We start from the raw sequence: 12965 nt of genomic DNA, 5'->3' as shown, positions 1-12965 counted from the left end.
ATGTGATGAGTTCAATTCATTGAATTTACATTAGTAAATTAGAACTAATCTTCATTTGTGACAAGGTTGTTTTGAAAATTTGAGTCTGCTTTATATTCCAATCTATCAACCAGAACATCTGTATGAAGCAGATCAGAGTTATCAATTTCTGAAGCAGAAATGATAATTTTGGCAATTTCGACAATCTTCCTGCTTTGCTTCATGGCATTATTTCTTAATAATTTATAGGCGCTGTCTTCTGAAATATTCCGACTTGCCATTAGAAGCCCTTTGGCTTTTTCTATGACTTTTCTTTCTGCGAGTGCAGTTCTTGCCTGATCCAGTTCTATTGCAATTTTCTGGACACTATCAAAACGGCTTAACGCTACTTCTACAATTGCCCCAAGCCGCTCGGGTTTTAACCCGTCAACGATGAAGGCACTCACGCCGGAGCTGATCGCTTGGTGGATCGTCATAGCATCCGATTTGTTTACAAATATGATGATAGGCTTTTTAACCACTTTCGTTAGTTCAAACATTTTTTCGAGAGTATCGCGAGCCGGGTCACGTAATGCTATCAGGATAACGTCAGCAGAAGTGTCTAGAATTTTTTGATGGAAATTTGTGTGGTCATTCATAGATATTACAGGATCATAGTTGGCACATATAAGTGCTTTCTCAATAAGGACTGCATTGTCGGCATCTTCATCAATTACTAATATTTTCATTTCTTCTGCACAGTGTTGATTAGTTATCTATCAATATTACGGAGGCAAGGGGAGAGAAGCCTCGCCTCCGTACTGAAGTAAGAATTGGGGGAAACTTACTTCACTAGGAAAAATTTAAAATCATCTTTTCACTATTCACTATCCTTTCCTTATTCTCCCGGATCTTTGCCGAAGCTATATGCTGACGGAATAAATCTTGCGCTTTGAGGAGCAATTGGTTTGGGGTCAAACACAATTTTTTGCGCTTTAACATTCTCAGCCGCGGCCAATAATGGCAAAGGCACTAACAATGCTTTCAATATCAGTAATGATAAAATCATTCTTTGCTTTAACGGAGGAAGGGCAGGCAGCTCCTTCATGGTAATCGTCATTTTAAGTCTCCAAAGAAGTTTAATTAACCCTCGCAATGACAATGCATCTTGAGGCAATAAACAGGTCCTACTTTTCAATTCATGAGATCAGATAGAACCGGTGCTCATTCAATCCTTCTTTGGATCGAGGGTGGAACTCGCCGTCCCTGGCGGTTCACGTTTAAGTAATAGCAATTGCCGTGCCAGAAAATTTTATTCATTCTAAAAAAAATATTTTCTTTTCTTTATGACAATTAACCCATTGTTTTTAAAATGAATATTCAACATAAAATTTTCATCCTTATAAATTCAAAGCCAAAACTAATTTTTCACATTCTGATAAAATTTAGTGGATGTGATTAAAAAAAGGACTGCCTGATTTACAGTGCATAAAAAATAGGCACAAATTGAAAAGAGCGTTAAGAGGCACTGTAGGAAAAATGTTTGATTCTGATTTTATCAAATCTTTCTAAATTAAAGACTGCCAACAACATGATTATTTTCGGAAAAATTCCCGTTTTAAGAACTATATCTGTCCATTTTCCGGAAATCTTCCGGAAAATGGACAGTGCTCATAGCGACTAATATTATATGTTTTGTTTCTATTGTTTCGCCGTATAATCAATAAATATTCTGAAATTAAAATGCTCCATATTCAGAAATATTATAAGGAAATTAAAAAATGATATTTGTGAAAAAGAAGTTGAAATTACTCCCTATAATTCTTTTCATTTCATTTACAGGTTCAGCCGATGCTTTAGCGGATTATTCAAATGGCGTGATTGCCATGATGTTCGGGCAATCTGACTATGCCATTTCGGAATTTAAAAAGGCTGCTGCAGAAGGTCATATGGAAGCAACATATTCCCTTGGATATATGTATGAAAACTCGGTAGGGGTACCTAAGAACTACCCGGAAGCTTTAAAATGGTATAAGGCCGCAGCGGCGTTGGGCGACCCCAAATCACAATATATATTGGGTAATATGTATAACAGAGGTCGCGGTGTTGAGATTAATTATGAACAGGCTGTCAACTGGTATAGGCTTTCTGCTGAACAGGGATATGCATGGGCAGAATATTTTTTAGGTCTCAAACTTGAAACCGGCCAAGGAACATCAAAAGACCTTGAAAGTGCAGCCTATTGGTATGAGCGTGCCGCGGATCAGGAACATGCCCGTGCTCAATATAATCTTGCGAAAATATACTATCAGGGAAATGGTGTAAAACAGGATTTTTTAAAAGCCTATAAGTGGGCCGTCCTTGCAGACTCATACGGTGAGGGTGACGCAAAAAGTTTAATGCTCATTTTAGAAAAAAATCTATCGGAAAATGAAATTCTTAAAAGCAAATCTGATGCTAAAAAATGGATAAGAGAGCACAGATAAATAAGCCCTAAAATTATCGTATCCGAAATATTTGGAGTATAATTTAAATCATCATTCTTATTTACATTATGGGAATGATATATGTGGCTATCACATGGGAAATTAAATTGGAATGATTCTATATTAGAACATGGTAAAAAAAGCCGTACGAATATGTACGAGCAGATTAGACTCTTTTCTCTTTTTATAGTACAATGCACTCAAAATAATAAAATACATTAACAAAAAATATATGGGCACTGATTGAAGTAAGTTAAGCAGGTTGAGTTACAGCCTTCTATAATATTGATATTCATCAATAATTGGGAAAAAACCATGTGGGAGGGTTTTAGATATTATTGGGAGCATAAACGGAATAGTCTTATTGACTGTACGGCATATAGACTTGGTTTCTCATCATCGAAAATTAAAATTATTTCTAAAAATGCCTTGATTTACTGTATAATACCGTTTGTAGCGCCCCTGCTCACGGTACAAAATTCCATTGCTCAGGAAACACTGAATATTCCGTCTTACTACGGCGGGACATCAACAAACAGTCAGACGGTTCAGGACAATAGTCTTCAAAATGACCAACAGACGGCTATCCAGAATTATCAGAATTTAATCAACAACATTCAAATAAACCAAAACCTGCTCTCACAACTTTCAGAAAGCAGCCAGGTGGTTGCCAACCCCAATACGGGAGAAGTCAGAACAGTCGGGACAAATGATCCAACGCCATCAGGCTGGATGAGATTGGATGTAACACCGACAACAAATGGCTATGTACTAGGTAGCAATTCTGCATCAGGCCAGTTTTCCTACACAATTCAAAGTCAGCCAGTAACAACCAATGTTACACAAGCCCAATCACCGACTTATAGCTATAGTCCGAATATGGTAACGGCCAGTGGCGGCCAAACGACGGTGACAAATAATACCCAAACGACGGTTGGGGACACGACAACGCAATCTTTGGCTGACGGGACCAAAATAACATCAACACCAACAGAAACAGTTGATACTGAGGTCACAACTATAACCACTCCCGACAGCAAAACGGTCATTACGGAAACAACGACGACAACGGTCACTGAAAATTTGATCCAGTCTCCAACAATAGTAACCAGCAGTGAAACGGGCGGTGGCATGAATTACGCCACACAGGCACAACAAGCAACCCAGGCTACTCAAGCTCAGCAGACAACTTCAGGGACCAGTACCGGAACCAACAATACTGGAACAAATACAGCTATAGCTGTACCAACTGTTACCGGCGGCCAAACCACAGTAACAAATGATACACAGACCACAGTTGGCGATACGACAACGCAAATTCTGGATAACGGTACAAAAATTACATCAACACCGACACAAACAGTTGATACAACCGTTACCACAACGACAACGCCAAACAGCAAAACAACGATAACGGAAACACTTACCACAACGACAACGGAAGGAACGATTGAAACGCCAGCGGTCGTGAGTGGTGGAAATTCAACATCTACGACAACTACACCTTCTAATACCACTCTTAGCAGTAGTGTTCCGGATGTTGATAAAACGCCAACAACTTCTAGTGCCGTTCCTATCCCTAATTCAACCACTTCCGGTTCAACAGTTGGTGACACTGGTTCAAAAAAGACAATAGTAGATAGCGGTTCAAACATAGCAACAAATCAGGCTCCTGCTGCCGATGATACTTCAGCATCAACAAATGAAACGGACGGGGAAGAGACTGCAACCACTGATAACTCTGAAGTCAATATGGCTGATGCATCAAAGACAGCGAGTACAGAAAATGGTGCTGATGATACTGTGACTGATGATGAAACATCTGAAAAAACAGATGAAGGACAAAGTTCTCCGGCATCAACACCGGCAGCAGTAAAATCAAACCAGGTAGCCTCTGCATCAGGGATGTCACAGGCAGAACGGGAAGCCGCCGCCGCCAGAGCAGCTGAAGAGGAAAGACGTCGCCGCGAGGAATATATCCGGCAACAACAGGAAGCCTCCAGTTTGCGGCAAGGGGCACAGGCCCGCGCGACAGCCCTTATTGAAGACAATAATAACTCCATGATGGGCGTATCCATGGGCCAGATGGGTGGAAGTGAGGGGATGATGGATCCTCAACGCATGAGCATTTTTACTCAAAATGCCCGCCTAAAAGCCGGTAACACAATCCCTAATTTATCCCCTCAAATTGCAAGCCTGAGCAACAGTGTCGCAAGTGCCAGTAAAAATATAAATGACGGAGAAGCTGTGGGAGACGTTTTCGGCCCCTGCCCCGAAATTCTGGCCAATGCGTGCGAAGAAGCAGCAAATAAAGTGGCCGATGAACTCGATAAAGAAATAAATGATGCCAAAAATGAGGGTGAGAAAAAAGCCAAAGAAGACCTTGATGATATTGAAAAGGATCTGGACGAAGACGCTGACCGGGCGGACGAGGAGAAAAAGCGAAGGGATAAACGTAGTGCCCGTCAAAAAGCAATTGATGCATTAGAAGAAGAGCAGAGGCAGCGTGCTGAAGACCTAAATGAACAAGGTGACGAACTTGAAGAAAGAGGAAATGAACAGCAGGAACGCCGTGCAAGGCTTGAACAGGAAGAGCGTGATTTAAGAAAGGCAGAACAGGAAGCCCGCAGAAACGGCGATCCAAACTGCCGTAGTTCTGAATGCAGGTCCATTCGTGAACAACGTCAGCAAAATTCACGGAATATAACCGACCTTGCCAGAGAGGAAGGACGGTTTCAGGCAGACCAGGCCCGCTTTCAGGGGCAGGTCCAGGATTTCCAGAGAAATCAGGCCCGTCTTGACGCAATGCGTCAGGGTGATCCAGTTTTCGAAACAGAACGCATGCGAAATGAGGCCCATCAAGCTGCTGCTAATGCTCAAAGTGAAGTTGATCGACTGCGGGAAGAACAGCTTAATTTAAGACGTCAGGGCGGATCAGGCTCAAGACAGGATCAAGCCTATGACCGGGCCATCGAACAGGCAGAAAGAGAAGCGCAGGCTGCAGCAAATAATGCGCAGATCGCTGACAGCTTAGCGTTAAAAGCCCAATTTTATGCAAATGGAATGCAGGACGAATGGAATGATTACGAAAATGCCCGCAAGGCAGCAGATGCTTTTAACAATTATATTGATGCCAATAACCAGGCAACCGACCTAAGAGCACGGACAAGCAGTGCTCAGGATGCCCTAGACGCAGCGCGCCAGAACCCGGATTTTGACCCGAAAAGTTTATCTGATCTGGAAAATGAAGTTAGAGACCTTAGAACACAGCTAGAAACTGCGGAGGAAGCCGTAAGAAACTTTGCCGGTGATGTCGGTAATACAACAAAGGCATTAACTGGTAAAAGCCTGCCTGTTACCAACGCGACAAGTCGCCAGATTTCGGAAGCACTGGATAATATTTCAGGTGAATTTGCCGAACGTCAACGGTTAAGCAATTTAACGGATGCAGAGCTTAACAATGAAATCAATATGATTAATGAAGCCAAAACCCGGGTAACTGCTGCCAGAAACGGACTTGGCGGTACGGTCGAGGATCCTGGGGGTCAATATACTGATCGTTACAAAGCACTTCAGGCAGAACAGCAGCAGCTTCAGGAAAATATTGAGAATTTCAATCCTATGGGATCAAGCGGAACTGGTGTCGTTTTTGGCGCTGATCAGGCTTACCGGGATATGACAAAACGCTTAAGCGAAGTTGAAAGTGAGCTTAACGGGCTAAAATCAATTGGTGCAGCAAGCGATGCCGTCGACCTTGTTAATACACATAATCAATGGGCCGCTGATTTAACCGATGGGTTGCCCTTAAATGCAGATGGGACCATTAACAGAACTGCCTTTGCAAAACAGGTCGGGGAAATGGCGCAGGCGCAGGTCAATCTTGTAAATGCGACAAGCAATCTTCAGCAGGCACAAAGTAATCTTGCTGAGGCTCAGGCAGGTGGTGATCCGGCAACTATTGAACGCGCACAGTCAAGGGTCAGTCAATATAATGAGGTGGTAGACAGGATAACCGGTCAATTTGCTGAGAATGACATTAATATTTCAACCAATTCCGAAGGTGGGTTTGCACTAAGTGCCAATTCCATCGGAGCATCGTCCACTTGGGCCGCCGCCGCCGAGGGTGTCAGTAATGCCGTAACAAATGCCCAAAACCAGCAACAGCAACTGGCAAATTCACCGCAACAGGCAAAAACCACCAATAACAGCACCGACAGCACGACGGAAAGAATAGTCGAAGTCGCCAGTGATCCGGTTTTAATCAGTGAACCACCTCTTGAACAGCCCGGAGGCTTTTTCCAGTATATTACTGATGCCGCCAATGACTTATCTGAACAGGCCACTCACGGAGCGGCAATTGCGGTCGCAAGTGCAACAAAACCAACCCCTACTATTGCCGACCAACATGAACTAATTTCAACCACCAAGCAGGCTGCAAGGGAAGTCAGAAGTGATGCTTTACGCATTGAAAACCAAATAGACACAGCCAGATTTGATGCAGAGCAGGCCCAAAAAGAAGCAGAATTTCAGCGCAGTCAGGCCGATCAAAATGTCGGAACCAGAGAACGCCAGGCGGACGAATATGTTGGCTTTGCTGATTATGCTGAAGAGCAGGCAAGTAAAAACCGCGCCAAAGCGGAAGATCTGGAAGCACAGGCAGAACGTTTAAGGCAATCCGCTGCCCAGTTTAATGCAATTGCGGATAGCACAGATGATAAATCCTTGGCCCGTGATGCACGGGCCGCTGCCCAGGATAACCTGCAAAATGCAAGAGAGAGAGAAGAGCAGGCAAAAGATTATCGTACAGAAGCTTCCCGTGATGATGCAAGGGCAGCAGAACTGACAGCAAGAGAAACTGAAATCAGGGAAGATGCCCAGAACCTTGAAACCAAAGCGCAGAATGCCGAGGCTGATGCGGCAAGAGCACAGGCAGAGGTCGAAAGATTGGAATCTGAGGCTGCCAGACTAAACAGCGAAGCTGCAAAACTCGATCAGCTTGCGACAACACAAGCCAACAGCCTTGTTGATGCGCAGCGTAAGGCCTTTAACGAACTGATTAACAGTCCGCCTGAAGGTTGGCGCTGGTCATCACTGAGTTCAGACGAACGGTCAGAGTGGCTGCAGGAAAATATACCACAGTGGAGCGAACTGAGTATTGATCAGAGAATTGATTTCATTCAGAAGCTTGAGCTTGGCGAAGCCGCCAATGATTTCAAGGAACAGAATTCAAGATATGAAGAATTTAACAATAGTTCTCAAGGGCAGCGCTCAACCAAAGAAATGCTTGAAAGTCGCCAAAGAGACCTTGTTAATATGCAAACGCGCCTCAAAGAACTGAATGACATGACCATCTGGAATGATGAGGAGGAAGCTGAGGCAAATAGATTAAAAGAAGGACTGGAAGTGGGAACGTCCCGTCTGCGGGCAGATCAAAGGGCCAGAAATACTGAAGAAATGCTTCGTTATGAAGCTTGGCAGGAAGCCAATAAAAAACTCTGGGCGGTTAATGATGAAAAACGGGCGGAAGAAGTTCAACGAAATGTTGATGCCTATGCCGATGCTCAGTCACAGGTTGGAAATGCCCGCAATATTCAGTCAGCACGGAGTCAGGCTTTCGACACTCGCGAAGCAGAAATACAAAATCGAATTAACAACCCGACCAGTGCTGAAGATGCCGAAGTGGCAAAAGGTGAACTTACCCGTCTTCAGGAAGCCCGAAAATACTGGGAAGATTTTGACGCAAGAACCGTTGCCGGAAGTGAAGCTATTGCGGCAGACGTGCGTCGGGAAATCACATATTACGGCACAATGAACGGACTAGGTGAAATTGCCTTCGAAGACAATCTGGAAGAACGGACAAATGCCAAACTCATGTCAGATTCTGACCTGAATTCACAGCGGCAGGCAACGGCCACAACAATTCAGAATGCCGTGAATGGCATTGATTTTAAAGAAGCCGATCCAACGATATGGGAATCCATCATCACCGGCTATGATGCGACAACAGATGCTGTCCAGAATACGGCTGTTGGTATTTCATCAGGCGTCGGAGCACTATATGGTGTCGGCAAAGGTACGGTCAAAAGTCTGGTCGGGCTCGCTGATATTCTTATTGTTCAGTCGCTTGATACTTACTACGAAACGCTACAGCTTTATTTCAATGAGGCAACTGGGCTTAATGTAGACATCTTTGGTTCTGAGAATCTTGATACGATCAATAACCTTGGTGAAGCCAGCTGGGGTGACCTGGGAATGAAATTCGTAATTGGTGAAGGCAAAAAAATATCGGATGGACTTGATCAACTGAATAGTGCCTATCAAACCGGATCATTAAGCGATGCTTTCTCCGGCTCATCTGAAATCACAGCAGTCGGTGCAGAATTATTTGTCGATCCGGCAATGGTTATTGGCGGCGGTGGTAAAATCATTACGGTTCTGCGCGGACTGGACAAGGTAGATGAACTTGCTCAGGCCGCAAACATACTGGAGGAAGCAGCGAGAGGCGCCAATGCAATAAATGATGCTGCCAGAACGGGTAGCGCTGTTGCAACGGATGTTACCCGCGGAGCAGAAATAGTAGGAGACACAGTCAGATTTACGGAAAGTGCCCACCTTCCTGAGGTTACTGGCGGCGCTTATAAAGGACTGGATGAACTTTTGGGTCCGGAATTTGCCAATGCCTTTGGGGAAGTGCCAAAGGCGCCGGTCTATCCACCGGCCAGGCCGACACCCTTAAGACCCGGAACCACAGGCCCGACAACCGTTCTGCCACCGCGGGATGGTCCTTATATCGGACTTGATGAGCTACTTGGTCCTGAATTTGCCGGGGCACTGGATGGACCGGTGCCTGCTACGACATTGGCTTCGGATACACTGCCTTATCAGGGGCTGGATGAATTGCTGGGACCTGAATTTGCCAACGCCTTTGGCACGACACCACGTGCACCTGTTTACCCGCCCGTCAGACCCACTCCTCTCAGACCCGGAACTGCCGCCCCAGCAGCACCTCTGCCGCCACGGGACGGTCCCTTCCAGGGCCTTGACGAATTATTGGGCCCCGAATTTGCCAATGCGTTTGATGATGTTCCGAATATTCCAAAAGATGCAACAGGTGTCCCCTATCAGGGGCTTGATGAAATCCTCGGTCCGGAATTTGCCAATGCATTTGGGGAAGTGCCGAAGGCACCGGTCTATCCACCGGCCAGACCAACACCTTTAAGACCTGGCACCACCAGCCCGACAACCGTGCTTCCTCCACGTGAAGGTCCTTATATTGGGCTTGATGAAATGCTGGGTCCTGAATTCAGAAATGCATTTGATGAACCTTTCCCTGCCGCATCAAGAACCGGCCCGGGTGGAACTCAGCCTGTAGCAGGTGGCAACGGCGGACAGATTCCACCGACCAATGCAGGCGCAGCATCGCCACCCGCTAGCAGCAGTGGCATTCCGCCAACCAATGCGCCGGGTGCCCGTCCTGCACCTTCGGCAGCCAACAGCAATGCACCTCTTGCAGTGGGAGAATCTGGCATACCAGTTAATGAAATTGGTATTCCACCAACTAATCCGCCAGTTGGCATACCGCCAACCAATGCACCTGGCGCACGTCCAGTGCCATCGGCCGCGAATACAAATCTTCCATTAAGGCCCGGCGAAAGTGGCCTCCCTCTGGATCTTGGTAATGCCGGCCCGAATGGTACCTTGTTTGACGGACCGGTGGCTGGACCTGTTGATAATATACCGGGGGCTGCCCCATCGGGCACATCGGCGGGCAATTTACCCCCTGGCGTTTTCAGAACAGAAAATGGCCTGATGCAGGTGCCTTTAACAACTGCACCGACAGTCCGGGCCACAAGGGCCGGACGGTTTCTAATACTTGAAGATACAGCAACAGGATCGCGTCAGGTTCTGGAAGTGGGGGATGAAGTCGGCAGAGGATCCTTTACCGTAGTGAATGATCTAAACGGTAAAAATCAGGGAAATGTCATTAAATTAAGCAGAGAGGTGGACCCGGTAACCGCAAGACTTGATAATGTAGGAACGCAAGCTTTTACTGACCTGCCCAAACAAGTAAAAGATAACTTTGTTTATACCCCGGAAGCACGAGGCGAGTTTCAGGTAACTGCTGCAAATGATAATGGTGTCCTTGCCGGAAGAAATATTCGGATTGCTGAAAAAGCACCCGTTCCGACATACAGTCAGGCACGGGGAGCACGAACCCCAATGACTCTGGATGAGGTAGAGTCAATTTCCAGAGCACAGGACCTTATTAATGAAGGCGGGTTTGTTGTTCTGGATCTGAAAAGTAATAATTTTGGCTTCCAGGACCTTCCAAATGGCTTTAAGCGCACAATAGTTCATGATGCAGGGGGAACCGTGCCGACAGTTGGTGCAACTTCCGCGGAACGGGCGGCAAATGCAAAAACCATTCAGCGGGCCTTGATGACCCCCGATGAATCATTGGTTACCCAGTATAGGGAAGCAATGAATGCCTATGAAAGTTATAAACTTGATTGGGCAAGGGCACGTGCAAATGGAAACGCCGATGCGGCCGCTGCTGCAGCCACAAATATGCAGAATGCTGCAGAACGTGCATTTGACATAACATCAGGTCATGGACGTGCCGTGCTGGAAGAGTATGGCCATTTAATTGATGAAGCAAGCTTGGGGGTTCCACTGGAAGAAATTGGGTTTAATCCGGTTCTTGGCTTTAATCAGGATGGTGTTAGGGCCGCGGCAAGGTCAGCAGTGGCAAATGATAATTTTACCGGCTTTGGAAACGCAGCAGGAGGGTTTTAATCATGCCAAACAGGAGGCTTATGAGTGAGTAAAAAGACATATTTAATTCCAATTGGTTTGATTTCTGCGGCTTTGATCAGTGAGGCATATGCACAGCAAAATCAGCAGGAAGGAAAATTGAGTGAACGTAATTTTGAGCGTGCCGATTATTACCGCGAACGGGCACAGGTTAATGCTCAATCTGCGCTCGATTACCCATTTGTTCCATATCAGACCGGAAGAAGCGAGAGCGTTGACTATGTTGCACTTACTCATCAGATACAGATATTGGCCGCCCAGCTTCAGGCTGTTGCAGCAGAGGCAGCAAGGCTCGAGCAACAAAAATCAAATAACACCCCTGGTCTGGAATTGCCATCTGCAGGAAGTGGTCTGGAAGCCTTCGGGCCAGAGGGGCCAACAGAAAAATCCGTTAAAGTTCTTCTTGAATATAGACTGATGGTTTCAGGAAACCCGCGATTAAAAGTCGGTCCCGTCAAGGAAGAGGGTGACAATATTCGAGCCCAGATTGTCACAGAGAATGGTGCATTGGTGGATGAATATCTGATTAGTAAAAATAACGGCGTCTGGTCACCGGTACGTTGAATAAAATGGAGGTTACAAATGAATAATGTAAAAACAATAAAAAATCTTGTTACAGTGATTAATCAATGTCTGGTGATTATTTTATTAAGTATGGTGGCGCCGGTATACAGCTATGCCCAGGATGATGTTGAAGCGGAAGAAGGCATCCTTGACGGGAAAATACCACAAGTCAAAGGTCCAAGACGCACTGTCGCCGTTGGAAAATTTGACTCAATTGGTTCTTTCGCCGCTAATTATGGAGACTGGTCTATTGGCGGCGGTTTATCCTCCATGTTTGTGACTGCCTTAAGAGAGGCGGATCGCTTTATTGTCGTGGAACGCGCCAATCTTCAACAGGTATTGGCAGAACAGGAACTTGCAGCAGGCGGACTGACCCGACAGGAAGGAAGGCCACAATCCGGCAATCTTCAAAATGCCCAGATCATCATATATGGAGCGGTCACAGAATTTGATGCCGGTAACAAGGGAGGGGGTTTAAGCTTGGGCGTATCAAGCGGCGCCCTCGGAAGCTTGCTAGGTGGCGGCGCCTCACTACAAGGAAAATCAGGCACAGTTGGCTTAGACATTCGATTGGTAGATACTTCAAGCGGTGAAATCATTGACAGTTTCAGCGTGAAAGAAACGGCAAAGAGCAGATCTTTCGATGTTAATGCCGGCTATAAAGGTATGAATCTGGGTACAAACCAATTTTATAAAACACCCCTTGGGCAGGCCGCCCGAAAAGCAATCACCAAAGCCGTGCAGAATATCGCTCGTAAATCAGAATATGTAAAATGGTCCAGCTCGGTTGTAGAATTTGATGGCAGTGAAATATATTTAAACTATGGTGAAAATGCCGGTTTAAAATCCGGAGATAAATTTGTCGTCGAAAGGATTGTTAGACGCTTGACCGACCCCACAACGGGTGAACTTCTAAGTGTGAGGAAGAAAGAACTCGGCATTATCACACTCACTGGGGTTGAAGAACGGTTGTCTTATGGTGACTATGCCGCTATTGATACAACACCGCCTGAACGCGGAGATATGGCCGTTAAAATGTCAAATTAGGAAATGCCCTGGATTTTTTATTGGCAAAAGGGGAAAATGGTGGTGTTGTATCAATAGCGAACTAGTCTCTTATGATTTCCCTAAAATACAGGGAAT

6 protein-coding genes are annotated in these 12965 nt (G+C 45.6%); 4 read left to right on the top strand and 2 right to left on the bottom strand.

Features of this window, described 5'->3' with window-relative positions; all coding sequences use genetic code 11:
- Nucleotides 1-44 precede the first annotated feature (44 nt).
- Both R3D86_09060 and R3D86_09055 read right to left on the bottom strand, forming a co-directional pair.
- Nucleotides 45-707 carry an ANTAR domain-containing protein gene (locus R3D86_09060; GenBank protein MEZ5758356.1) on the bottom strand — a complete coding sequence of 221 codons (663 nt, stop codon included), beginning with the start codon at nt 705-707 and terminating at the stop codon, nt 45-47.
- Between the two features lie 149 nt (nt 708-856).
- On the bottom strand, nt 857-1078 hold the full coding sequence (locus R3D86_09055; GenBank protein MEZ5758355.1) for a hypothetical protein: 222 nt from the start codon (nt 1076-1078) through the stop codon (nt 857-859).
- Between the two features lie 661 nt (nt 1079-1739).
- Between R3D86_09055 and R3D86_09050 the strand changes: the two genes are divergently transcribed.
- The 4 genes from R3D86_09050 to R3D86_09035 all read left to right on the top strand — a co-directional run bounded on the left by R3D86_09050 (nt 1740) and on the right by R3D86_09035 (nt 12869).
- Nucleotides 1740-2444, top strand: a complete 705-nt coding sequence (locus R3D86_09050; GenBank protein ID MEZ5758354.1) for a tetratricopeptide repeat protein — start codon at nt 1740-1742, stop codon at nt 2442-2444.
- Nucleotides 2445-2759: 315 nt separating this feature from the next.
- The gene (locus R3D86_09045; GenBank protein ID MEZ5758353.1) at nt 2760-11240 is read left to right on the top strand and encodes a hypothetical protein; all 8481 of its coding nucleotides are present in this window, start codon (nt 2760-2762) and stop codon (nt 11238-11240) included.
- 24 nt (nt 11241-11264) lie between these two features.
- Nucleotides 11265-11822, top strand: coding sequence for a hypothetical protein (locus R3D86_09040; protein MEZ5758352.1), 558 nt, complete (start codon nt 11265-11267; stop codon nt 11820-11822).
- A gap of 18 nt (nt 11823-11840) precedes the next feature.
- On the top strand, nt 11841-12869 hold the full coding sequence (locus R3D86_09035; protein ID MEZ5758351.1) for a CsgG/HfaB family protein: 1029 nt from the start codon (nt 11841-11843) through the stop codon (nt 12867-12869).
- Nucleotides 12870-12965 lie beyond the last annotated feature (96 nt).

The sequence above is a fragment of the Emcibacteraceae bacterium genome (assembly GCA_041396985.1).
Lineage (GTDB): Bacteria > Pseudomonadota > Alphaproteobacteria > Sphingomonadales > Emcibacteraceae > Pseudemcibacter.
Note: the sequence above shows the minus strand (reverse complement) of the source record. Positions and strands in the feature narration are given on the sequence as shown.